Source organism: Variovorax sp. LjRoot175 (assembly GCF_964253805.1).
Lineage (GTDB): Bacteria > Pseudomonadota > Gammaproteobacteria > Burkholderiales > Burkholderiaceae_C > Variovorax.
In genome coordinates this window covers 949,856-972,245 of the sequence record NZ_CAXURY020000001.1, presented here as the reverse complement: position 1 = coordinate 972,245, position 22,390 = coordinate 949,856, and the positions used below count along the sequence as shown (strand labels likewise).

Annotated in this window: 27 protein-coding genes and 1 riboswitch; of the genes, 13 read left to right on the top strand and 14 right to left on the bottom strand. The window is 67.4% G+C overall.

What is annotated here, in order from left to right; translation table 11 throughout:
- Positions 1-24: 24 nt before the first annotated feature.
- Genes ACSQ89_RS04855 through ACSQ89_RS04845 form a run of 3 tightly spaced genes read left to right on the top strand, consistent with a single transcriptional unit; the run spans position 25 to position 2,239 of the window.
- Complete coding sequence (locus ACSQ89_RS04855; protein WP_436293773.1) at positions 25-714, top strand: lysophospholipid acyltransferase family protein; 690 nt, start codon at positions 25-27, stop codon at positions 712-714.
- On the top strand, positions 711-1,664 hold the full coding sequence (locus tag ACSQ89_RS04850; protein ID WP_093109527.1) for a phosphatidate cytidylyltransferase: 954 nt from the start codon (positions 711-713) through the stop codon (positions 1,662-1,664). Before ACSQ89_RS04855 ends, ACSQ89_RS04850 begins: the two co-directional genes overlap by 4 nt.
- Positions 1,661-2,239 carry a YdeI/OmpD-associated family protein gene (locus ACSQ89_RS04845; RefSeq protein WP_436293774.1) on the top strand — a complete coding sequence of 193 codons (579 nt, stop codon included), beginning with the start codon at positions 1,661-1,663 and terminating at the stop codon, positions 2,237-2,239. Before ACSQ89_RS04850 ends, ACSQ89_RS04845 begins: the two co-directional genes overlap by 4 nt.
- A gap of 3 nt (positions 2,240-2,242) precedes the next feature.
- On the opposite strand, the gene ruvA is transcribed toward ACSQ89_RS04845, so the two are convergent.
- The gene (gene ruvA, locus ACSQ89_RS04840) at positions 2,243-2,815 is read right to left on the bottom strand and encodes a Holliday junction branch migration protein RuvA (RefSeq protein ID WP_093109525.1); all 573 of its coding nucleotides are present in this window, start codon (positions 2,813-2,815) and stop codon (positions 2,243-2,245) included.
- Positions 2,816-2,847: 32 nt separating this feature from the next.
- On the opposite strand from ruvA, the gene ACSQ89_RS04835 reads away from it, so the two are divergent.
- On the top strand, positions 2,848-3,795 hold the full coding sequence (locus ACSQ89_RS04835) for a PhoH family protein (protein ID WP_093109524.1): 948 nt from the start codon (positions 2,848-2,850) through the stop codon (positions 3,793-3,795).
- A gap of 1 nt (position 3,796) precedes the next feature.
- Positions 3,797-4,249: an rRNA maturation RNase YbeY gene (gene ybeY / locus ACSQ89_RS04830; RefSeq protein ID WP_093109523.1), complete on the top strand. Its 453-nt coding sequence runs from the start codon at positions 3,797-3,799 to the stop codon at positions 4,247-4,249.
- Between the two features lie 3 nt (positions 4,250-4,252).
- Here the strand turns inward: ybeY and dtd are convergent, their stop codons facing one another.
- Complete coding sequence (dtd, locus tag ACSQ89_RS04825) at positions 4,253-4,696, bottom strand: D-aminoacyl-tRNA deacylase (protein ID WP_093109522.1); 444 nt, start codon at positions 4,694-4,696, stop codon at positions 4,253-4,255.
- Entirely contained in the window at positions 4,693-5,649 is a 957-nt protein-coding gene (locus ACSQ89_RS04820) for a cation diffusion facilitator family transporter (protein WP_436293775.1), read from the bottom strand. The genes dtd and ACSQ89_RS04820 overlap by 4 nt, the downstream gene beginning before the upstream one ends.
- 93 nt (positions 5,650-5,742) lie before the next feature.
- Between ACSQ89_RS04820 and ACSQ89_RS04815 the strand changes: the two genes are divergently transcribed.
- Positions 5,743-6,207 carry a FecR family protein gene (locus ACSQ89_RS04815; protein ID WP_436293776.1) on the top strand — a complete coding sequence of 155 codons (465 nt, stop codon included), beginning with the start codon at positions 5,743-5,745 and terminating at the stop codon, positions 6,205-6,207.
- Positions 6,204-6,512, top strand: coding sequence for a hypothetical protein (locus ACSQ89_RS04810; protein WP_436293777.1), 309 nt, complete (start codon positions 6,204-6,206; stop codon positions 6,510-6,512). The genes ACSQ89_RS04815 and ACSQ89_RS04810 overlap by 4 nt, the downstream gene beginning before the upstream one ends.
- A 45-nt stretch (positions 6,513-6,557) precedes the next feature.
- Here ACSQ89_RS04810 and tyrS read toward each other — a convergent pair whose 3' ends face one another.
- Entirely contained in the window at positions 6,558-7,790 is a 1,233-nt protein-coding gene (gene tyrS, locus ACSQ89_RS04805; protein WP_093109519.1) for a tyrosine--tRNA ligase, read from the bottom strand.
- 158 nt (positions 7,791-7,948) lie between these two features.
- Between tyrS and ACSQ89_RS04800 the strand changes: the two genes are divergently transcribed.
- The gene (locus ACSQ89_RS04800; RefSeq protein WP_093109518.1) at positions 7,949-9,298 is read left to right on the top strand and encodes a M23 family metallopeptidase; all 1,350 of its coding nucleotides are present in this window, start codon (positions 7,949-7,951) and stop codon (positions 9,296-9,298) included.
- Positions 9,299-9,317: 19 nt separating this feature from the next.
- The gene (locus tag ACSQ89_RS04795; protein WP_093109517.1) at positions 9,318-10,433 is read left to right on the top strand and encodes an anhydro-N-acetylmuramic acid kinase; all 1,116 of its coding nucleotides are present in this window, start codon (positions 9,318-9,320) and stop codon (positions 10,431-10,433) included.
- Positions 10,434-10,499: 66 nt separating this feature from the next.
- On the opposite strand, the gene erpA is transcribed toward ACSQ89_RS04795, so the two are convergent.
- The 5 genes from erpA to ACSQ89_RS04770 form a co-directional block, all read right to left on the bottom strand.
- Positions 10,500-10,865, bottom strand: coding sequence for an iron-sulfur cluster insertion protein ErpA (gene erpA / locus ACSQ89_RS04790; RefSeq protein ID WP_019656358.1), 366 nt, complete (start codon positions 10,863-10,865; stop codon positions 10,500-10,502).
- A 118-nt stretch (positions 10,866-10,983) separates the two neighbouring features.
- Complete coding sequence (gene rpsI, locus ACSQ89_RS04785) at positions 10,984-11,376, bottom strand: 30S ribosomal protein S9 (RefSeq protein WP_093109516.1); 393 nt, start codon at positions 11,374-11,376, stop codon at positions 10,984-10,986.
- A gap of 12 nt (positions 11,377-11,388) precedes the next feature.
- A complete protein-coding gene (rplM, locus tag ACSQ89_RS04780) occupies positions 11,389-11,820 on the bottom strand; it encodes a 50S ribosomal protein L13 (RefSeq protein WP_028249522.1) in 432 nt (143 codons plus the stop codon).
- A 172-nt stretch (positions 11,821-11,992) separates the two neighbouring features.
- Complete coding sequence (locus ACSQ89_RS04775; RefSeq protein ID WP_436296102.1) at positions 11,993-13,225, bottom strand: S1C family serine protease; 1,233 nt, start codon at positions 13,223-13,225, stop codon at positions 11,993-11,995.
- Between the two features lie 8 nt (positions 13,226-13,233).
- On the bottom strand, positions 13,234-13,854 hold the full coding sequence (locus ACSQ89_RS04770; protein WP_436296101.1) for a hypothetical protein: 621 nt from the start codon (positions 13,852-13,854) through the stop codon (positions 13,234-13,236).
- Between the two features lie 114 nt (positions 13,855-13,968).
- Between ACSQ89_RS04770 and ACSQ89_RS04765 the strand changes: the two genes are divergently transcribed.
- Positions 13,969-14,868 (top strand): 23S rRNA (adenine(2030)-N(6))-methyltransferase RlmJ, encoded by a 900-nt coding sequence (locus ACSQ89_RS04765; protein ID WP_436293781.1) that lies wholly within the window; start codon positions 13,969-13,971, stop codon positions 14,866-14,868.
- A gap of 20 nt (positions 14,869-14,888) precedes the next feature.
- On the opposite strand, the gene ACSQ89_RS04760 is transcribed toward ACSQ89_RS04765, so the two are convergent.
- Genes ACSQ89_RS04760 through ahcY form a run of 4 tightly spaced genes read right to left on the bottom strand, consistent with a single transcriptional unit; the run spans position 14,889 to position 18,608 of the window.
- Positions 14,889-15,566 carry a septal ring lytic transglycosylase RlpA family protein gene (locus ACSQ89_RS04760; RefSeq protein ID WP_093109513.1) on the bottom strand — a complete coding sequence of 226 codons (678 nt, stop codon included), beginning with the start codon at positions 15,564-15,566 and terminating at the stop codon, positions 14,889-14,891.
- The gene (metF, locus tag ACSQ89_RS04755; RefSeq protein ID WP_093109604.1) at positions 15,563-16,396 is read right to left on the bottom strand and encodes a methylenetetrahydrofolate reductase [NAD(P)H]; all 834 of its coding nucleotides are present in this window, start codon (positions 16,394-16,396) and stop codon (positions 15,563-15,565) included. The genes ACSQ89_RS04760 and metF overlap by 4 nt, the downstream gene beginning before the upstream one ends.
- A complete protein-coding gene (locus tag ACSQ89_RS04750; protein WP_436293782.1) occupies positions 16,374-17,171 on the bottom strand; it encodes a TlyA family RNA methyltransferase in 798 nt (265 codons plus the stop codon). The genes metF and ACSQ89_RS04750 overlap by 23 nt, the downstream gene beginning before the upstream one ends.
- A gap of 9 nt (positions 17,172-17,180) precedes the next feature.
- Entirely contained in the window at positions 17,181-18,608 is a 1,428-nt protein-coding gene (ahcY, locus tag ACSQ89_RS04745; RefSeq protein ID WP_093109511.1) for an adenosylhomocysteinase, read from the bottom strand.
- 64 nt (positions 18,609-18,672) lie between these two features.
- A riboswitch (S-adenosyl-L-homocysteine riboswitch) is annotated at positions 18,673-18,740 on the bottom strand.
- Between the two features lie 100 nt (positions 18,741-18,840).
- Between ahcY and ACSQ89_RS04740 the strand changes: the two genes are divergently transcribed.
- The 3 genes from ACSQ89_RS04740 to ACSQ89_RS04730 all read left to right on the top strand — a co-directional run bounded on the left by ACSQ89_RS04740 (position 18,841) and on the right by ACSQ89_RS04730 (position 21,944).
- Positions 18,841-19,458, top strand: coding sequence for a hypothetical protein (locus ACSQ89_RS04740; protein ID WP_436293783.1), 618 nt, complete (start codon positions 18,841-18,843; stop codon positions 19,456-19,458).
- A gap of 69 nt (positions 19,459-19,527) precedes the next feature.
- Entirely contained in the window at positions 19,528-21,156 is a 1,629-nt protein-coding gene (locus ACSQ89_RS04735) for a peptide chain release factor 3 (protein WP_436296100.1), read from the top strand.
- Positions 21,156-21,944, top strand: a complete 789-nt coding sequence (locus tag ACSQ89_RS04730) for an HAD-IIB family hydrolase (protein WP_436293785.1) — start codon at positions 21,156-21,158, stop codon at positions 21,942-21,944. The genes ACSQ89_RS04735 and ACSQ89_RS04730 overlap by 1 nt, the downstream gene beginning before the upstream one ends.
- Positions 21,945-21,950: 6 nt before the next feature.
- Here the strand turns inward: ACSQ89_RS04730 and trxC are convergent, their stop codons facing one another.
- Positions 21,951-22,388, bottom strand: coding sequence for a thioredoxin TrxC (trxC, locus tag ACSQ89_RS04725; protein ID WP_436293786.1), 438 nt, complete (start codon positions 22,386-22,388; stop codon positions 21,951-21,953).
- Positions 22,389-22,390: the final 2 nt, after the last annotated feature.

Here is a 22,390-nt window from a genome sequence, read left to right as displayed (position 1 = left end):
ACGCATGAATCCCGAGGAGTTGTCATGAGTTCTTCCGAATCGGGCGGGCTGCGCAAGGCGGCGGCCGTCGTCTCGGCCTGGCTGATCGTCGTCTTCGCCAAGCTCCTGACCGGCGTGCGCGCCATCTGGGCCGGCACCAGCCCGAAGGCCGAGCAGACGCTCTACTTCGCCAACCACACCAGCCATGGCGACTTCGTGCTGCTGTGGGCCACGCTGCCGCCGGACCTGCGCGCGCTCACACGGCCGGTGGCCGGGCAGGATTACTGGGACGCCTCGCCGCTGCGCCGCTTCATCGGCCGCGACGTGTTCAACGCATTGATGATCCGCCGCGACGGCAGCGCCGCCGGCGGCGAAGCGGCCAACCCGGTCGACCAGATGACCGAGGCGCTGCGCTCGGGCGACTCGCTGATCATGTTTCCCGAAGGCACGCGCAACATCGGCGAGGAGGTGCTGCTGCCGCTCAAGAGCGGGCTCTACCACCTGGCCCGCGCCTGTCCTCAGGTGCGGCTGGTGCCGGTTTGGATCGAAAACCTCAAGCGCGTGCTGCCCAAGGGCACGCTGGTGCCGATTCCGCTCGCCTGCAGCGTGCGCTACGGCACGCCGATCCGCCTGGCCGAAGACGAAGACAAGAACGCGTTCATCGCGCGGGCGCGCGCGGCGATGCTCGATCTGCGGCCCGAGTACGACCGCGCGGAAGAGATCTCGCCATCATGAACATCTCTGCCTCCACCGAGACCACGCTCACGCTCTTCGGCGGCGTCGCCGGCGTGCTGATCCTCGCCTCGGCCATCGGCGCGCTGCTCAAATGGCGCGTGGCGCAGGGCCAGCCCCATTCGGTGATCGACAACCTGAACTCGCGCGTCAACGCATGGTGGGTGATGGTCGCGGTGATCGGCATCGCTTTCGCGTTCGGCAAGGGCGGCGTGATCCTGCTGTTCTACCTGATCTCGTTCTACGCGCTGCGCGAATTCATGAGCCTGGCCTATACGCGGCGCGGCGACCACCATGCGATCGCGCTCGCCTTCTTCGTCGCGCTGCCGGTGCAGTACTTCCTGATCTGGATCGAGTGGTACGGGCTCTACTCGATCTTCATCCCGGTCTACGCCTTCCTGGTGCTGCCGATCCTCGCCGCGGTCGGCGGCGACACCAAGCGCTTCCTCGAGCGCACGTCCAAGGTGCAGTGGGGGCTGATGGTCTGCGTGTTCTGCATCAGCCACGTGCCGGCGCTGCTGACCTTGCAGATCCCCGGCTTCGAAGGCCGCAACCTGCTGTTGATCGCCTTCCTCGTGATCGTGGTGCAGGGCAGCGACGTTCTGCAGTACGTCTGGGGCAAGCTTTTCGGCCGGCGCAAGGTGGCGCCCGAGCTCTCGCCCTCGAAGACCTGGGAAGGCCTGATCGGCGGCGTGGCCAGCGCCACCGCGCTCGGCGCCGCGCTCTACTGGGCCACGCCCTTCAATGCCTGGCAGGCCGCGCTGATGGCGCTGACCATCTGCGTGATGGGCTTCTTCGGCGGCCTGGTGATGTCGGCCATCAAGCGCGACCGCGGCGTCAAGGACTGGGGCACGATGATCGAAGGGCACGGCGGCATGCTCGACCGGCTCGACTCGGTGATCTTCGCGGCGCCGATCTACTTCCACGCACTGCGCTACTGGTGGGTTCCATGACGGCATCCGAAGAGGCGTCACTATTTTTCGAGACTGCGGCGCAATGGAAGAAGTGGCTCGCCACCCATCACGCCACATCGGCGGGCGTGTGGCTGCGCCTCGCGAAGAAGGACAGCAGCGAGCGCTCGGTGAGCTATGCCGAAGCGGTCGAGGAAGCGCTTTGCCAGGGTTGGATCGATGGCCGGAAGAAGGCCGATGACGACAGCTTCTGGCTGCAGCGCTTCACGCCGAGGTCGGCCAGGAGCGTCTGGTCGAAGATCAATCGCGACAAGGCCATGACGCTGGTGAAGGAGAAGCGCATGCGGCCGGCCGGCAAGGCGCAGATTGATCGGGCGAAGAAGGACGGTCGCTGGGAAGCGGCCTACGACGGCGCACGCACGTCCGCCATCCCGCCCGATCTGAAGGCCGCGCTCGACGCCGATCGCCGCGCGGCCGCCTTCTTCGAGACGCTGGATGCCGCCAACCGCTATGCAATTCTGTGGCGCCTACAGACTGCCAAGAAAGCAGAGACGCGCGAACGCCGACTCGCGCAGTTCGTGGCGATGCTGGCGCGCCACGAGAAGATCCACGCCTGAACGCTACTTCGCCAGCGCCTTCAGCGCCAGCTTGATTCCTTCGCCCACCGCCACATCCTTCGGCAAGGCCTTGAGCGAGGCGGCGGCCTCCTTGTCGCTGTAGCCCAGCGCGACCAGCGCTTGCAGGATGTCGGCCTGCGCATCGGTCGCCGCATGCGCAGGCGCGCCGATGTCGGCGCCCAGCTTGCCCTTGAGTTCGAGCAAGAGCCGCTCGGCGGTCTTCTTGCCGATGCCGGGAATCTTCACCAGCCGCCCCGCGTCCTGCAGGGTGATGGCCTGCGCGAGCTCCGCGACGCTGAGGCCGGACAGCACGCCCAGCGCCATGCGCGGTCCGACACCCGAGATCTTGATGAGCTGGCGAAAAGTGGCGCGCTCGTCGGCGCTGCCGAAGCCGTAGAGCACCTGCGCATCCTCGCGCACCACGAAATGCGTGAGCAGCGAAACGCGTTCGCCGGTGGAAGGCAGGTTGTAGAAGGTGCTCATCGGCACGTCGACCTCGTAGCCGACGCCGTTGCAGTCCACCACCACCTGCGGCGGATTGCGTTCGGCCAGGATGCCGGTGAGTTTGCCTATCATGGGTGCCCTTCTCGCTTTGAAATGAAATCCGCGTGATTCTGCGACACACCTTCGCCCCGCCCAACAACACGCGCCTGGGGCACCTCTGCGGGCCGCTCGACGCGCACCTGCGGCGTATCGAGGAGGCGCTCAACGTCAAGATCGCGCACCGGCACGAGCAGTTCAAGATCGAGGGGCCCAAGCTCAACGCACAGCGCGCGATGGACGTGCTGCAGGCGCTCTACGAGATCGCCCAGCGCCCGATCGATGCGGCGGTGGTGCAGCTCACGGTGGCGGGCGACAGCTCGATGACCGAGGCCGACGACGGCGCGGTGACGCTGGCCACGCGCCGCACCGACCTGCGCGCGCGCACGCCCAACCAGAGCGTCTACCTCGACAACATCGCCAACCACGACATCACGATCGGCATCGGCCCCGCCGGCACCGGCAAGACCTACCTCGCCGTGGCTTGCGCGGTCGATGCGCTGGAGCGCAGCGCCGTGCAGCGCATCGTGCTCACGCGCCCCGCGGTGGAAGCCGGCGAACGGCTCGGCTTTTTGCCCGGCGACCTCACGCAGAAGGTCGACCCCTACCTGCGGCCCTTGTACGACGCGCTCTACGACCTGATGGGTTTCGATCGCGTGCAGAAGGCCTTCGAGCGCAACACGCTGGAGATCGCGCCGCTTGCCTTCATGCGCGGCCGCACGCTCAACAATGCCTTCGTGATCCTCGACGAGGCGCAGAACACCACGCCCGAGCAGATGAAGATGTTCCTGACGCGCATCGGCTTCGGCGCCAAGGCGGTGGTGACCGGTGACGTGAGCCAGATCGACCTGCCCAAGGAGCAACTGAGCGGCCTGATCGATGCCGAACGCGTGCTCAGGCGCGTCAACGGCATTGCCATCACGCACTTCACCAGCGCCGACGTGGTGCGGCATCCACTGGTGGCGCGGATCGTCGATGCCTACGACGGTGCGCGCAAGCGCGCTGCGAGCCGCTGAGATGGCGCTCGCCGCCTTGTCGCTGTCGCTGCAGTTCGCGCGCTTTCGCGACGCGGCGCGCCACCGCGCCGCGCTGCCGCGCCACCAGGTCGCGCGCTGGATCCGCCATGCGCTCGATGCCGACGGCGAGATCACAGTGCGCATCGTCGATGCCGAGGAAGGCCAGCAGCTCAACCGCGAATTCCGCGGCAAGGACTACGCGACCAACGTGCTGACCTTCGACTATGCGCAAAGCCCGGTCGTGATGGCGGATCTGGTGCTCTGCGCGCCGGTGGTTGCGCGTGAAGCGAAGGAACAGCGCAAGACACTGGCCGCGCACTATGCGCACCTGCTGGTGCACGGCACGCTGCATGCGCAGGGCTGGGACCACGAGACTGGCGAGGCCGACGCCGAGGCGATGGAGGCGCGAGAGATCGAGATCCTCGCACGGCTCGGCATCAAGAACCCCTACTGAAGCTCACGGCGATATCTGCAGCGGAATCGTGACCGGCCCGTCGTTCACCAGCCGCACCTGCATGTCGGCGCCGAACTCGCCGGTGGCCACCACCGGATGCGCGTCGCGCGCCCGGGCCACGAAGTACTCGTAGAGCCGGCGCCCCTCGTCGGGCGGCGCCGCCTGCGTGAAGCTCGGGCGGTTGCCGCCGCTCACATCGGCCGCCAGCGTGAACTGGCTCACCACCAGCAGGCCGCCGCCGATGTCCTGCACGCTGCGGTTCATCTTGCCGGCCTCGTCCGAGAAGATGCGCAGCTTCAGGATCTTCGCGAGCAGGCGATCGGCCAAGGCATCGCCGTCGCCGCGCTCCGCGCAGAGCAGCACGAGCAGGCCGGCATCGATGGCGCCGACGGTGCGGCCGCCGATGTCGACGCGCGCTTCAGCCACGCGCTGGAGCAGCGCCTTCATGCGTCGTCCTCGATCTGCGTGGCGCGCGCTTCCATGCCCAGCGGCAGCAGCTGGATGGTCACGCGCAGGCCGGGCACCGCGTCCATCAGCGCCTGCTCGAGCGCATCGCGCAACGCCGCTGCGCGCTCGAGCGACCAGTCGCCGGGCACGTGCATGTGCAGGTCGGCAAAGCGGCGCTGGCCGGCACGGCGCGTCGCGATGTCGTCGAAGCGAAGCTGCGCGCCCTCGGGCACGCTGGCGGCAAAGCTTTCCAGCGTGGCGTACAGCAGCGCCTGCGACGCGGGGTCGAGCGCCTCGTCCATCAGCCCCTGCGACGAACGCCACACCAGTTTCACCCCTTCGCGCGCGATGTTCAGCGCCACGCCGATCGCGAGCAGCGGATCGAGCCAGAGCCAGCCCGTGAGGCCGACCGCGGCGATGCCGATCACGACCGCGGCCGAGGTCCAGACATCGGCCAGCAGGTGCCTCCCATCGGCCTCCAGTGCGATGGAGCGGTGCACGCGCGCCGCGCGAAACAGCGCGAAAGCCAATGCGGCATTGAAGCCCGAACTGAGGATCGACAGCGCCAGGCCCCAGCCCAGCTTGTCCAACGGCTCGGGCGAGAGCAGCCGCAGCACCGCCGCCCAGAGGATGGCGATGGCCGCGCCGATGATCAGGATGCCTTCGAAGCCCGACGAGAAATATTCGGCCTTGTGATGGCCATAGGGATGGTCTTCGTCGGCCGGCCGCGCGGCGATCGTGACCATCGCGAGCGCGAACATCGCGCTGGCCAGGTTCACGAAGGACTCCATGGCGTCCGAGATCAGGCCCATGGAGTTCGTCAGCCAGCCGGCCGCACCCTTGAGCACGATCGTGATCAGCGCGACGGCGATCGAGGCGCGCAGCAGCGACTGCGGGCTCAACGCGGCCGGAGACGAAGAACGGTCGGTGGTGGACAAGGGAAAACGAGACATCGCCGCAGAAAGGTGGCGAATTATCGTGGCACGGCCGCGGTGCTCGCCCTCGCTTACCATGTGCAGGAACAAGAAACCCGGACAGGAGTGCTCATGAAGAAACGCTTGGCCATGAGCTTGTGCGGTCTGCTTCTGCTCGCCAGCGCCGGCGCTCTGGCCCAGGCGCCGGCCGCGGAGCATGCCGGCATCCTGAAGTCGGTGCGCGGCAGCGTTCAGCTTCTCAACACCGACGGCACTGCGCGTCCGGCGCACGCCGGCGACGCTATCGCACCGATCGACCGCATCGTCACCGAGGCCGACTCGGCCGCCAGCCTGGTGCTGCGCGACGGCACGACGATGGTGGTGGGGCCCTCATCGCGGCTCGACCTCAAGCAGTTCCATTTCGATCCGGCCACGCGCGACGGCGGCTTGCTGGTTTCGCTGCTCCGCGGATCGCTGCGCATGGTGACCGGCCTGATCGGCAAGACCCAGCCCGACGCCGTGCGGATCGAGACGCAGACCGCCACCATCGGCATCCGCGGCACGGACTTCATCGTGCAGGCGGACGCGCAGCAGTGAACACGTCTCGCCTTTTCTCCGGGCTAGTCGTTGCCGTCCTGTCGGCTACGCTGCTGGCGGCCTGCTCCAGCACATCACCCTCGTCCTCGTCCACGCGGGTTGTGTTGTTGCCGCAAGCCGACGGCAGCTCGTCGGCCCTGGTCGTGCGCAGCAACAATGACTTCGAAGAGACGCTCTCGAAACCTTATCAGCGCGCCACGACCGCCACGCGTGGCGCGCCGGTGGTCGATCAGGCCGATCCGGCCCGGGTGCAAGCCGAACACAAGTTGCTCTTCGAGCTGCTGCCACCCCCGGTCCTCCACTAAACGGCGTATTTCAGGTCCCCAGTGCGCTGAAGAACAGGCTCCGGCTCAGCTCAAGCTGACGCGCGCGAATTTGCGCTTGCCGACCTGCACGACATAGCTGCCCGCCGCCAGCTTGAGTCCCTTGTCGCTCACCACGCTCGAATCGACCCGCACGCCGCCGCCATCGATGAGCCGGTTGCCTTCGGAGGTCGAGGCCGCCAGCCCCGCCTGCTTGAGCACCTGGGCGATGCCCAGCGGCGCGCCCGAGAGCGCCACCTCCGGAATCTCGTCCGGCACGCCGCCCTTGCTGCGGTTGATGAAATCCTGCTCGGCCGCCTCGGCCGCCGCCTGGCTGTGGAAGCGCGCCGTGATCTCCTTGGCGAGCGCGACCTTGGCATCCTTCGGATTGCGGCCGCCCTCGACCTCGGCCTTGAGCGCCGCGATCTCGGCCAGCGAGCGGAAGCTCAGCAAGGTGTACCAGCGCCACATCAGCGTGTCCGAGATCGACAGCACCTTGGCGAACATGGTGTTGGCGTCCTCGCTGATGCCGATGTAGTTGTTCTTGCTCTTCGACATCTTCTCGACGCCATCGAGCCCCTCCAGCAGCGGCATAGTGAGTATGCACTGCGGCTCTTGGCCGTATTCTTGTTGGAGATGTCTGCCGACCAGTAGATTGAACTTCTGGTCGGTGCCGCCCAGTTCGAGGTCGGACTTGAGCGCCACCGAGTCGTAGCCCTGCATCAGCGGATAGAGGAACTCATGCACCGAGATCGACTGGCCGGCTTTGAAGCGCTTGCTGAAGTCGTCGCGCTCCATCATCCGCGCCACGGTGTACTTGGCCGCCAGCTGGATCATCCCGCGCGCACCCAGCGGGTCGCTCCACTCGGAGTTGTAACGAATTTCGGTCTTCGAGGGGTCCAGCACCAGGCTGGCCTGCCGGTAGTAGGTCTGGGCGTTGGCCTCGATCTGCTCGCGCGTGAGCGGCGGCCGGGTGCTGTTGCGGCCGGAGGGGTCGCCGATGGTGGTGGTGAAGTCGCCGATCAGGAAGATCACGGTGTGGCCGAGGTCCTGCAGCTGGCGCATCTTGTTGAGCACCACCGTGTGGCCGATATGGATGTCGGGCGCCGTCGGGTCCAGGCCCAGCTTGATCCGCAACGGCTTGCCGGTCGCCTCGGCGCGCTGGAGCTTCCTCACCCACTCATCCTGGGGCAGCAATTCGTCGACCCCACGAAGTGAAACTTCAAGGGCGCGTCCTACACCATCGGACAGGCTTGCGGTTGTAACAAAATCGGGGTTCATGGCGCTTTTTGGCTGATTTGACTATGGCCGAAGCTATACTCAGCCCGACTTTTCAAGCGCCGGATTCTAAGCGGCGCTTTTTTTCCGCACCGTCCTGCCGCCCGTCCGACACGGTCTTTGCAGCGCGGATTTGCTGAACCTGAGCTGGAATTCGAAGTTTGATCAACGGCATTCTTGCCGCCGAGGAGGCGCTTGCTTCCCGCGTGGCCTATACATTCCGGACGTACCCGAGGCAGATCACGGCGGCCATCGCCGCGCTGCTGCTGTCCGCCGGCGGCGGTGCCTTCGCCGTTGCCTCGCTCGGCCCCGATGCGTCCGAGCTGCCCGTCAAGCAAGTGTTCGAAGCCGTCACCCCACGCTCCTTCGCCGACCAGGTGGAAGCGCTCGATACCCACGGTTTCACGCTGTTCCGTACCGAAATCACCCGTTCGAGCGACACGGCCGAAGCGCTGCTGCGCCGACTGGGCATCGACGACGCCGCAGCAGCCGCCTTCGTGCGCGGCAATGCCGAGGCTCGCATGGCCCTGTTCAGCCGCGTCGGCCGCACCGTGACCGCCGAGGCCACGCAAGAAAACACCTTGCAAAAACTCAGCGCCCGCTGGATTCCCGACGGCGACGGCGGCTTCAAGCGCCTGGTGGTCGAAAAGATCGGCGCCGGCTACCGCGTGCGCACCGAAACCGACGCCCTGACCCCAGGCAGCCGGCTGGCCAGCGGCATCGTTCGCAGCTCGCTCTTTGCGGCCACCGACGATGCACGCATCCCCGATTCCGTGGCGAGCCAGCTGGCCGACATCTTCTCGGGCGACGTCGATTTCCGCTCGCTGCGCAAGGGCGACCGCTTTGCCGTCGTCTACGAAACCTTCGATGCCGACGGGCAGACGCTGCGCAGCGGCCGTGTGCTGTCGGCCGAGTTCGAGAGCAACGGCAAGCTGCACCAGGCATTGTGGTTCCAGGAGCCCGGGCAAAAGGGCGGTTACTACCGTCCCAACGGCGAGAGCCTGCGTCGCGCGTACCTGAACTCGCCGGTCGAGTTCTCTCGCGTGTCGAGCGGCTTCGCGATGCGCATGCACCCCATCCTCAACAGCTGGCGCCAGCACAACGGCATCGACTATGCCGCGCCCACCGGGACGACCGTGCGCAGCGTGGGCGACGGCACGGTGGAATTCGCAGGCACGCAGAGCGGCTACGGCAACATCGTGATCGTGAATCACCGCAACCACCAGCAGACGGCCTATGCGCATCTGAGCCGCATCGACGTCAAGGTCGGCCAGAGCCTGAGCCAGGGCCAGACCGTTGGCGCGGTCGGCTCCACCGGCTGGGCCACCGGTCCGCACCTGCATTTCGAGTTCCGGGTGAATGGCGAATACCAGGATCCGGCCACCATCGCCCAGCAGGATGGCGGCGTGCCGATCACCGCGGCGGCGCGGCCGGCCTTCGAGCGCCTTGCCGGCGCTACGCGCACGGAACTGGCTGCCGCCTTCTCGGTCGTCCAGGCCAGCGCAGACTAGGCGTTTTTCGCTCCCGGCGATGGCTGAAGAACTCTTCATCGGCCTGATGTCCGGCACTTCGCTCGACGGTGTCGACGGCGTCCTGGCCGACTTTTCGGAAGGACGCATCGCAGTGCGGGCACACGCCACCGCCAGCTTTCCCGTTTCTCTGCGCGCCGAGCTGGAGGCGCTCAATGCGCTGGGCGGCGACAACGAATTGCACCGAGCCGCACTGGCCGGCAATGAGCTCGCAAGGATTTACGCGAGCGTGGTGCAACAGCTGCTGGCCGATACCGGCACCGCCGCCGAGGCCGTGACGGCCATCGGTGCACACGGCCAGACGGTGCGCCACCGGCCGGGCGAGTTCGACGACGTCGGCTACACGTTGCAGATCAACAATCCCTCGCTGATCGCGGAGCTCACGGGCATCCGGGTGGTGGCCGATTTCCGCAGCCGCGACCTCGCAGCCGGTGGCCAGGGCGCGCCGCTGGTGCCCGCTTTTCATCGGGCGCTGTTCGCGCGCGACGACCAGGCCGTCGCCGTGCTGAACATCGGCGGAATCTCCAATCTGAGCCTGCTGCCGGCCGGCAGCGGCACGGTGCTCGGCTTCGATTGCGGGCCGGGCAACGCGCTGCTCGACCACTGGTGCCAGAGCCACAACGGCCAGCCCTTCGACCATGCCGGCCAGTGGGCTGCCAGCGGCCGGGTGCTGCCCGACCTGCTCTCGCGTCTTCGGTCCGACGCCTACTTCGCCAAGGCGCCGCCCAAGAGTACCGGGCGGGACCTGTTCAACCCGACCTGGCTGGCCTCGCATCTGGGCACCTCGGCGGCCGCGCCGGCCGACGTGCAGGCGACCCTGGCCGAGCTGACCGCTACGGTCTGCGCCGCGGATCTGCAGCGCCATGGCGCCGGCAGCGAGCTGCTGATCGTCTGCGGTGGGGGCGCGCTCAATCACCACCTCCTGGCCCGCCTGCAGGCGCTGCTGCCCACCGTGAAGGTGGTCTCCTCCGCCGACCGCGGCCTGCCGCCCCAGCAGGTCGAGGCTGCGGCCTTTGCCTGGCTGGCGCGCAGCACGATGCGCGGCGAATCGGGCAACCTCGCCAGCGTGACCGGCGCCCGCGGCGCACGCGTGCTCGGCGCCATCTACCCGGCCTGAAGGCCTGGAAAACCTCGGGCAGCAAAAAGCCGCCCGAAGGCGGCTCATTGGCGGAGGGTTACTGCATCAGGCCGAGAAGCTCGATCCGCAACCGCAGGTGCTGGTGGCGTTCGGGTTCTTGATCACGAACTGGGCGCCCTGCAGATCTTCCTTGTAGTCGATCTCGGCACCGACCAGGTACTGGTAGCTCATGGCGTCGATCAGGAGCGACACGCCGTTCTTGGTCATGGTCGTGTCGTCCTCGTTGGTGATTTCATCGAAGGTGAAACCGTACTGGAAGCCGGAGCAGCCGCCGCCCTGCACGAACACGCGCAGCTTGAGGTCGGGGTTGCCCTCTTCTGCGATCAGGTCAGCCACCTTGGCGGCCGCACTGTCCGTGAAGATGATCGGCTCGGGCATCTGGGTCTGGATGTTTTCGGCAACGGCACTCATGTGGGAGAACTCCTGTGGAGGCCGAACGTGCGGCCAATGAGAGTGATGCTACTGCAATCAGCAAAAAGCCGCCCGAAGGCGGCTCTTTGACAGTGCGAGCGATAAGCCCAAAAGGCGATCAGCGCTTCGAGAACTGCTTGCGGCGGCGTGCGGAATGCAGACCGACCTTCTTGCGCTCGACTTCACGCGCATCGCGCGTCACGAAGCCGGCCTGGCTCAACACCGGCTTGAGCGTCGCGTCGTAGTCGATCAGCGCACGGGTGATGCCGTGGCGCGTCGCGCCGGCCTGGCCCGATTCGCCGCCGCCCGCCACGTTGACCATGATGTCGAAGGTTTCGACGTTGTTGGTCAAGAAGAGCGGTTGCTTGGCGATCATGATCGAGGTTTCGCGGCCAAAGAAATCCTGGATGTCTTTGCCGTTGACCGTGATCTTGCCGGTGCCTTTTTTCAGAAACACGCGGGCGACGCTCGATTTGCGACGGCCGGTGCCATTGTTCCATTCACCAATCATTCTCAAGGCTCCTTACAGTTCCAGCACTTTGGGCTGTTGGGCGGTATGCGGGTGCTCTGCGCCGCCGTACACCTTGAGTTTCTTGATCATTGCGTAGCCGAGCGGGCCCTTGGGCAGCATGCCCTTGACGGCCTTTTCCAGGGCGCGGCCCGGATGCTTGGCTTGCATGTCGCGGAAGTTGGTGGCCGTGATGCCGCCCGGGTAGCCCGAGTGGCGGTAGTACACCTTGTCAAGCGGCTTGGCGCCGGTGACGCGCAGCTGGGCTGCGTTGATGATGACGATGAAGTCACCGGTATCGACGTGAGGCGTGTAAATGGCCTTGTGTTTGCCGCGCAAACGGAGAGCAACTTCGCTGGCTACTCGTCCGAGGACCTTGTCGGTCGCGTCAATCACAAACCACTCGTGCGTCACGTCAGCGGGCTTGGCGCTGAACGTTTTGGTCATGAGTTTTCCTGCAAAGGAAGGTTTGGCGGGCCCTTTTCCACGGTCGGCGTTCCTCTGGCGGGAATCTCTTAGGTGGGGTTTTGAAGCTTCGCCGCGGGGCCACAAAAGCGCTGCGAAGCCGACGATTATACGAAGAATCGAGCCAGCCGGGCAAATCCGGGGCCCCGGCGCCCTAGCGAATCACGCGAACGAGTTCGATCGATTCGCTCGTGCTGCTCGAATTGCCGCGCCGATGCTGAGCCTCGAAGCGCACGACGCGGCCCAGCTCGCGGGCGTACCATGCCGTGGCCTCGAACGGCGTCCCGACCAGGGAGGCGCCGGTGCCGTACGAGGCGTAGATCCATCCCGTGTACGCGATCTGGACGGCCCGGACTTCCGTTCCGTCCACGCGCATCGATCGTTCGCCGACGACGACGGCATCCAGTTCGTGCCGCCACTTCTCGCCCGTGGTCGCGACATAGTCTAGGTGCCAGCGCATGCCTGGCTTGATGTCCTTGCGACCCCATCCGCCCGGCGGCGAAGACGAATCGAAGTACCCGCCGGCCGGAGAAGCGACTGTCACGACCCGTCCGTCCGCCTTCTCGATCCGGCCGCCCATGTTGAAGAACAGTTCGTCGCCCGTGATGCGATCCAGCCGGTAGACAACCGAAGCACGGTTTCCGGTCAGTCGGTCCGTGCGTACATATTCGAGCGCATTGCCGGGACGAAGGGGATCGGTCAACCCGCGCGGGCCCATCGCGCCGTCGCCGCCCTCGGCGCGGCGCGCCATCGCAGCCTGCGCCCGGGCGGGGATTTCCGCGACGAAGTCGGCCGGCACCGCGAAGTTGAGGCTGCCGGCTTCGCGCACGCCGAAAGTCGTGATGCCGACCAGGCGCCCCTCGCTGTCGAACAACCCGCCGCCGCTCGAGCCGGGAGAAATCGGCGCTGTGGTCTGCAGCAGGCGGGCGTCGGCAGCATCGCCGCCGCGCAGGCCCGACAGGATCCCCTCGCCGAGGGTGTTCTCGAAGCCGCGCGGGCTGCCGATGGCATACACCCGCTGTCCCACGCGCGCCGCGCCGGCCGGTGCGATCTGCAGCGGCGCCACGCGGAAGTTGGCCGCCTTGATCTGGCACAAGTCCCGCTCGACGTCCGGATATTCGAGCGTCGCGCCGTAGGTGACGTTGTCTTGCCGAATCACGAAGCTGCTCGCCTTGGCCAGTACGTGGCAATTGGTGACCAGGCGGCCGGGCGCGACCACCACAGCGCTGCCGCCGCGCAGCGGGCGCTCCTGGGCATCGAAGGTGCGCACGGTCCAGACGCCGGGCGAGACTTTTTCGAACAGCGCGTCGGGTTCCAGCGCCTGCGCGCCGCCGGTGGCCAAGCCGCCTGCGATGAGCAGCGAGGTCCAGCGCAACGAATTCTTCATTGCCATCGTCATGGCTTGGCCGGCAGCAAGGCGCTGAGGTCGTCCATCGAGACCCGTGCAGCGGATGCGGGAACCGCACCAGCCGGCTCGGGCGCCGCCGGGCGAGCGCCTTGGGCGCTGCTGCCGCCGGAATCCTTCTTCGCCACCACAGTGCCGGTCACGGGGGGCTTGGCGGCGGCAAGCGGGGTCGTCGTGCCCACGGTCACCCCCGCCACGGGCTGGTCGCCCTGCTGCGTGCTGCGGTCGAAGGTGCGCTCCTCGCCGAAGACGAGTTGCATCCAGCTCGGATAGTTGAAACCCGAGCCGGTCCCCACATCGATCGCGGCGCCGATTGCACCGCCGATGAGGACGTTGCCCACCATGCCCGCATTCACGCGTGAAACGGCCGATCCGACGGCTGGCGCCTGTCCCGCCTGCGTGCAGTGGATCGAAAGATTGCCGCCCGAGCGCCGCACGGGCACGCTCTGTCCGGACAGCCCGAGGGCCTCCCCCTTGTCGTTGGAAAGCCTGCATTCCGCGCCTTCGACCGTCTGTCCGCCCGGGGTGAGCGTCTCGATCTTCACGGTCTGCGTGGTGCCGTGCGTGACGGAGGCGCAGCCCATCAAAATAGACAGAACGGCTGTGCCCACGCACAGGCCCCAGAATCGCCAGCTTGCTCCTCGCATCCTCGACCCCTCTTGTAATTCAATGTTACGGCGCGTGAGTCTAGCGTTCCCCCGTTCATCTTCCAGGCACTATTTCTCATGTTCAGCTACCGCCACGCCTTCCATGCCGGCAACCACGCCGACGTGCTCAAGCACACGGTGCTGATTGCCACGCTCGACCACCTGCTCGAAAAAGAGGCGGCCCTGACGGTGGTCGACACGCACGCAGGTGCCGGCCTCTACCGGCTCGACGGCGACTACGCGGGCACCAGCGGCGAGGCCGCCGAGGGCGTGCTGCGCCTCCTTTCGGAGGCGAAAGACGCGGCCGCGGCACCGCTGCCCGATGCGCTCGCGCGCTACCTCGAAGTGGTCCGCGACTTCAACCCCAAGGGCGGCGCGCGCATCTACCCCGGCTCGCCCTTCATCACGCACCACCTGCTGCGCGAGCACGACAAGCTCAAGCTCTTCGAGCTGCACCCGACCGATGCGCGCACCCTCGACGCCAACATCGCGCAGCTCGAGGCCGGGCGCCAGATCGCGGTGCTGCGCGACGACGGTTTCGGCAGCGCGACCAAGTTCCTGCCGCCGCCCTCGCGCCGCGCGCTGGTGCTGTGCGACCCGAGCTACGAGATCAAGAGCGACTATGCGCGCGTGCTCGATTTCGTGACCGCGGCGCTCAAGCGCTTCGCGACCGGCACCTATGCCGTGTGGTATCCGATCATTCCGCGGCCCGAGGCGCACGACCTGCCGCGCCGGCTCAAGACGCTGGCCACCAAGGCCGGCAAGTCCTGGCTGCATGCGACGCTGACGGTCAAGTCGAGCAAGATCGTCACCGACGCGTCGGGTGCCACGCATCGGCCGGGCCTGCCGGCGAGCGGCATGTTCCTGATCAATCCGCCCTACACGCTGAAGGCGCTGCTCGAGCCCGCGCTGCCGCAGATGGCGCAGCGCCTCGGCCAGGATCGCCACGCCGCCTCCTCGCTCGAGAGTGGCGGCTGAGCCGGCCGCCGCGGCGCGCTTCAGCGCCGCTGGCGCGGCGGCACTTCGCGGCTTCGTCTGGCCGCAGGAGGCTTCTTGGCAGGCGCTTCGGCAGCCGGCGCCGCGTCCGCTACCCCATTCGCCTCGACCACCGCGCCGGCACAGCGCGCGCCGTTCTTGTCCATGATCGACAACGCAACCTGCTTGATGCCCATCCCCAGCATGCCGATCGATTCGGCCGCGGCACGGCTCAGGTCGATGATGCGGCCCGAGGCATACGGCCCGCGGTCGTTGATGCGGACCAGCACCTCGCGCCCGTTCACCAGGCTGCGCACGCAGACGCGGGTGTTGAAGGGCAGCGTCTTGTGCGCGGCCGTCAGCTCCGTCATGTCGAAGCGCTCGCCGTTCGCGGTCTTGCGCTGGTGGAACTGGATGCCGTACCAGGAAGCGCCGCCGCGCTCGAAGATTTCGCGCGGGCCCGCGTCGCCCGGTGCGCCGTCGTCCGGCAATTCGTCGGCACCCGGCCCCGCGAGGTCATAGCGCGCCGAAGGCACCTGCGAACGCGGCGGCGCGCCGGGCGGCAGCGCGGGCTGCCGCGCCAGCGGCCGCAATCCCTGCGCGCCCTCGCCGGGCGAGGACGAGCGCGGCGTGGTGCAACCCGCCAGCCAGACGGCGGCGGCGACGAGCGCCAGCCGTCCGGCGAGGCGGCGCGACCTCATTCGTCCCAGCCCAGCCGCTCCAGCAACGCGAGCGTCGCCACCGACTGGTTCATCGTGTAGAAGTGCATCGCCGGCGCGCCGCCGCTGGCGAGGCGCGCGCAGAGCTCGGTCACCACGTCGAGACCGAAGGCCTTGATCGAGGCCATGTCGTCGCCGAAGCCCTGCAGCCGCAGCCGGATCCAGCGCGGGATCTCGGCGCCGCAGGCATCCGAGAAGCGCATCAGCTGGGTCGAGCTCGTGATCGGCATGATGCCCGGCACGATCGGCGCCGCGAGCCCCAGCTTGCGTGCCTCGTCGACGAAGCGGAAGTAGGCCTCGGGGCTGAAGAAGTACTGCGTGATCGCCGAGTCAGCGCCCGCATGCATCTTGGCCGCGAAGGCCTGCAAGTCCGCTTCGGGCGAGCGTGCCTGCGGATGCACTTCGGGATAGCAGGCGACCTCGATATGGAAATCGCGGCCGGTCTCTTCGCGGATGAAGGCGACGAGATCGCTCGCATAGTGGAACTCGCCGCCCATGCCGTAGCCGCTCGGCAGGTCGCCGCGCAGCGCGACCAGGCGCTTGACGCCCATGGCCTTGAGCTCCGCCAGCTGCTCGCGCACCGTGCTGCGGGTGGCGCCGATGCAGGAGAAATGGCAGGCGGCATCGACACCTTCGCCGAGGATCTCGCGCACCGTGCCGAAGGTGCCCTCGTGCGTCGAGCCGCCGGCGCCGTAGGTCACCGAGCAGAACTCGGGCTGCCGCACGTAGAGCTGCTGGCGCACGGTGCGCAGCTTGGCCGCGCCTTCGGGCGTCTTCGGCGGAAAGAATTCAAAGCTCAACGGAAGGCGCACGGCCGGCTCCTGGTTCGCCGTTCGCACGAACGGCATGGATGAAGAATTCGCGGTTGCCGTCGCCGCCCGTGATCGGGCTGTCGAACCACGCTGCAACGCGCAGGCCGAGCTCCGCGCACGCCGTGCGCAGGCGCTGTTCGACCACTGCAAAAAGCGCCGCATCGCGCACGATGCCGCCCTTGCCGACCTGTCCCGGCTGCAACTCGAATTGAGGCTTGACCAGCATCAGAAGTTCACCGGCCGGTGTGAGAAACGGTTTCAGCGCGGGCAGCACCAGCGTGAGCGAGATGAACGAGAGATCGCCGACGATCAGATCGAAATGCGTGTAGTCGGGCGAAGCATCGGCCCAGGCGGACGCGTCGAGCGTGCGCGCATTGACGCCTTCGACGGCGGTCACGCGCGCATCCTCGCGTATCCGTGCATGCAGCTGGCCATGGCCCACGTCCACGCCCACCACATGCGCGGCGCCGCGCTGCAGCAGGCAGTCGGTGAAGCCGCCGGTCGACTGGCCGACGTCGAGGCAGCGCTTGCCCTGCACGTCGATGCCGCTCGCAGCGAGCGCGCCTTCGAGCTTGAGCCCGCCGCGCGAGACGTAGCGCGCCTCGGCCGCATCGACGAGCTCGAGTTCGGCCGTCTCCGGCACCTCGTCGCGGTTCTTGCCGACCACGCGCCAGGTCGTGCCGTCGCGCCAGCGCAGGCCGCCCGCGATCAGCCGCACGGCCTGCGAGCGCGAGGCGGCCAGGCCGCGTTCGACGAGCAACTGATCGGCGCGCACGCGCTCCGCTCAATAGCGGTAGGTGTCCGGCTTGTAAGGGCCGTTCTTGTTCACGCCGATGTAGGCGGCCTGTTCGTCGGTCAGCTCGGTCAGCATCGCGCCGACCTTCTTCAGGTGCAGGCGCGCCACCTTCTCGTCGAGGTGCTTGGGCAGCACGTAGACCTTGCCGGCCTGGTAGGCATCGGGCTTGGTGAAGAGCTCGATCTGGGCGATGGTCTGGTTGGCGAAGGACGAGGACATCACGAAGCTCGGATGGCCCGTGCCGCAGCCCAGGTTCACGAGGCGACCCTTGGCCAGCAGAATGATCTTCTTGCCGTCCGGGAAGGTGATGTGGTCGACCTGCGGCTTGATCTCTTCCCACTCGTACTTCTCGAGCGAGGCGACGGCGATCTCGTTGTCGAAGTGGCCGATGTTGCAGACGATCGCCTGGTCCTTCATCGCGGCCATGTGCTCGTGGCGGATCACGTCGCGGTTGCCGGTGGTGGTCACGAAGATGTCGGCCTTGTCGGCGGCGTACTCCATGGTGACGACCTTGTAGCCTTCCATCGCGGCCTGCAGCGCGTTGATCGGGTCGATCTCGGTCACCCACACCTGGGCGCTCAGCGCGCGCAGGGCCTGGGCCGAGCCCTTGCCCACGTCGCCGTAACCGGCCACGCAGGCGACCTTGCCGGCGATCATCACGTCGGTGGCGCGCTTGATGCCGTCCACCAGCGATTCGCGGCAGCCGTAGAGGTTGTCGAACTTGCTCTTGGTCACCGAGTCGTTCACGTTGATGGCGCGGAACAGCAGCGTGCCCTTGGCGCTCATCTCGTTCAGGCGGTGCACGCCGGTGGTGGTCTCTTCGGTTACGCCGATGATCTCGGCCGACTTGCGCGTGTACCAGGTCGCGTCGACGGCCAGCTTGGCCTTGATCGCCGCGTAGAGGATGCGCTCCTCGTCGCTGGTCGGGTTGGCCAGCACGCTCTGGTCCTTCTCGGCCTTCTGGCCCAGGTGCATCAAGAGCGTGGCGTCGCCGCCGTCGTCAAGAATCATGTTCGGGCCTTCGCCGGCCGAGCCCTTGGGACCGAAGTCGAAGATGCGGTGGGTGTAGTCCCAGTAATCTTCGAGCGACTCGCCCTTGATCGCGAACACCGGCGTGTTGGTGGCCGCGATGGCGGCGGCGGCATGGTCTTGCGTCGAGAAGATGTTGCACGAGGCCCAGCGCACGGTGGCGCCCAGCGCCTGCAGGGTTTCGATCAGCACTGCGGTCTGGATCGTCATGTGCAGTGAGCCGGTGATGCGTGCGCCCTTCAGGGGCTGGCTCTTGGCGAATTCTTCGCGGATGGCCATCAGGCCGGGCATTTCGGTTTCCGCGATGCGGATTTCCTTGCGGCCCCAGGCGGCAAGGGAGATATCGGCGATGGCCTGGTCGGCGGTGGACTTGAGAACGGCGCTCATGTGGACTCCAAAACAAGTTTGAATGATGCCGCTGTGTTCGGGGGACGAGACTCACCGCGAGAACAGCGGGTGAGCGTGGTTGCGAAGGGGTCCGAGCCTCACGCCTGGCGGCGCTGCAACGCTCCTCGGAAGCGGCATTTTAGCGCGTGCCGCTTTTCCGTCGCCAGCGGCGATTTGCGGATCGGCCTAGACTGCAACGCCCCTCAACCGCCGCCCTCGCGGCCCCATCATCATGTTCAAAGTCAAGCTCTTTGCTGCATCGTTCGTGATTGCCTTGTCCGCCGCGGCGGCGGCGCAGGAAACCGTGCGCGTGCGCGGCGTCATCGCGCGTGCCGATGCGAATTCGCTGACCGTGAAGGACCGCAGCGGCGAAACCGTCACGATGGCGCGCCCTGCCGACATGAACGTCTCAGAAGTCATTCCGCTCACGCTGGCCGACATCAAGCCGGGCAGCTTCGTCGGCGCCGGCGCCGTGCCGCAACCCGACGGCACGCAGCGCGCCGTGGAAGTGCTTGTGTTTCCGGAGGCCGCGCGCGGGACCGGCGAAGGCTTTCGCCCCTGGGACCTGATGCCCCAGAGCACGATGACCAACGCCACCGTGGCGCAGCTCGAAGCGGCGCCGTCCTCAGCGCCGGGCGGCCACAAGCTGCTGCTCAAGTACAAGGACGGCGAGCAGACCGTCATCGTGCCGCGCGGCACGCCGGTCGTGACCTTCAAGCCGGGCAATGCGGACCAGGCGGCCCTGGTGGTGCCGGGCGCCAAGGTGGTGATCACCGCGCAGGTGAAGGAAGGCAAGCCCACCGCGCTGCGCATGCTGGTCGGGCGCAATGGCTTCACGCCGCCGATGTGACGGCTCGTTAAAATTGCGGGCTTTGCCGCCAGCAGCCCGCGCCCGTGAGCGCGCTCCGCGTTCACCCCCATGACCTTCGCCTCCGAAACCCGCCGCCGCCGCACCTTCGCGATCATTTCCCACCCCGACGCCGGCAAGACCACGCTGACCGAGAAGCTGCTGCTGTTCTCCGGCGCGATCCAGATCGCCGGTTCGGTGAAGGCGCGCAAGGCCTCGCGCCACGCCACCTCCGACTGGATGGAGATCGAGAAGCAGCGCGGCATCTCGGTGGCCAGCTCGGTGATGCAGATGCTCTACCGCGAGCACGTGATCAACCTGCTCGATACGCCGGGCCACAAGGACTTCTCCGAAGACACCTACCGCGTGCTGACCGCGGTCGACTCGGCCCTGATGGTGATCGACGCGGCCAACGGCGTCGAAGCGCAGACGCGCCGCCTGATCGAGGTCTGCCGCCAGCGCGACACGCCCATCATCACCTTCGTCAACAAGATGGACCGCGAGGTGCGCGAGCCGCTGGAGCTGCTCGACGAGATCGAGCGCGAACTCGGCATGCCCTGCGTGCCGATGACCTGGCCGGTGGGCCAGGGCAAGAGCTTCGGCGGCATCGTGAACCTGCGCACGCAGGCGATGACGGTGTTCGAGTCGGGCAGCGAACGGCTGCCGCAGGACTTCGAAGCCATGCCGCTGGCCGAGCGCGAAGCGCTGCAGAAGCGCTTCGGTCACGAGTTCGACACCGCCATGGAGAGCATGGAGCTCGCCACCGGCGCCTCGCCCACCTGGGACCGCGAGGCCTTCCTCGCCGGCAAGCAGACGCCGGTGTTCTTCGGCTCCGGCGTCAACAACTTCGGCGTGATGGAAGTGCTCGACGCGCTGGTCGACCTCGCGCCGCCGCCGCAGCCGCGCACCAGCACCACGCTGGTCAACCGGCAGCCGGTGGTCAAGGAGATCCAGCCAGAAGACAAGGACTTCGCCGGCGTCGTTTTCAAGGTGCAGGCCAACATGGACGCCAATCACCGCGACCGCATCGCCTTCGTGCGCATGGCCTCGGGCAAGTACACGCCGGGCATGAAGCTCAAGGTGCAGCGCACCGCGAAGGAGCTGCGCCCCACCAGCGTCGTGACCTTCATGAGCCAGCGCCGCGAGGCGGTGGAAGAGGCCTATGCGGGCGACATCGTCGGCTTCACCACCCACGGGGGCGTGCAGTTGGGCGACACCATCACCGACGGCGCCTCGCTGCAGTTCACCGGCCTGCCCTTCTTCGCGCCCGAGCTCTTCATGACCGTGATTCTCAAGAACCCGCTGCGCACCAAGCAGCTGCAGCAGGGCCTGGCCCAGCTCGGCGAGGAAGGCGCGATCCAGGTGTTCCGGCCGGAGGTCGGCGGGCCGATGCTGCTGGGCGCCGTGGGGCAGCTGCAGTTCGAGGTGGTGCAGCATCGCCTGAAGACCGAATACGACGCCGACGTGCGGCTGGAAGGCTGCCAGTACACCGGCGCGCGCTGGATCACGGCCGACACGCCGGCCGAGCTGCGAGCCTTCACCGACGCCTACCCGGCGCGCATGGCACTCGACGCAGCGAACACGCTGGCTTACCTCTGCACCTCACCCTACGACGTGCGGCTGGCGCAGGAGCGCTTCCCGAGGATCCATTTCCATCCGCTGCGCGAGCATGCGGGGCTTGCACTTCAAACGGCCGGTTGATGCTCCCACTGAGCGCATGGCCCACTGAAGATCGCCAGCAAATCGCAGGCGTCCTTACCGACATCGACGACACGCTGACCACCGAGGGCGCCATCACGTCCGATGCGCTGCAGGCGCTGCACGACCTGAAGGCGGCTGGCCTGCCGGTGATCGCGATCACCGGCCGCTCCGTGGGCTGGAGCGAGCCCTTCGCGCCGGTCTGGCCGGTCGATGCGATCGTTGCGGAGAACGGCGCGGTGGCGCTCGCGGCTTCACCGTCGGGTGCGCTCGACAAACGCTACCGCCAGGATGCCGCGACGCGCAGCGCCAACTTCGCACGCATGCAGCAGGCCCTGGCGCGCGTCGAGCGCGAAGTGTCGGGCGCCAGGCGCGCCACCGACTCGCCGGGCCGCGAGACCGACATCGCAATCGACCACAGCGAATTCGCGCACCTGGGCGAAGCGCAGATCGCGCAGGCGGTGCAGATCATGCGCGCCGAAGGCATGAACGCGACGGTGAGCTCGATCCACATCAACGGCTGGTTCGGCGACCACAACAAGTGGGTCGGCGCCTGCTGGATCGTGCGCGAGCTCTTCGGCCGCGACCTGGGGGCCGAGCTCGATCGCTGGGTCTACGTGGGCGACTCGACCAACGACGTGCTGATGTTCGAGCGCTTCCCGCACAGCGTGGGCGTGGCCAACATCCGCCGCTTCGAGCCGCAGCTGACGACGCTGCCGCGCTACATCAGCGCCGGCGAGCGCGGCGCCGGTTTCGCGCAAGTGGCGGCCGCGCTGCTCGACAGCCGCTGAAGCGGCCTAGCGACGCTGCGCCTGCGCCCAGCGGACGATGTCGGCGCTACCCATCGCGCCCGCCTGCCGCGCGATCTCGCGCCCGCCGCTGAACAGCGCCAAGGTGGGAATGCTGCGGATGCCGAAGCGCGCGCCCAGCGCCGGCACAGCTTCGGTGTCGACCTTGGCCAGGCGGAACAGCGGCTCGAGCCGGGCGGCGGCCTGCTCGAAGGCGGGTGCCATCTGGATGCAGGGGCCGCACCACGGCGCCCAGAAATCGACCAGCACCGGGATCTCGTTGCGGCCGAGATGGCGGTCGAAGGCGGCTTCGTCCAACGCCGTGGAGTGGCCAACGAACAGCGGCCGGTGGCAGTTGCCGCAGTCGGGCGCGCTCCCCAGCTGCGCACTGCGCACGCGGTTGGTCGTGTGGCAATGCGGGCAGACGACGTGCAGCGATTCGGTCACGG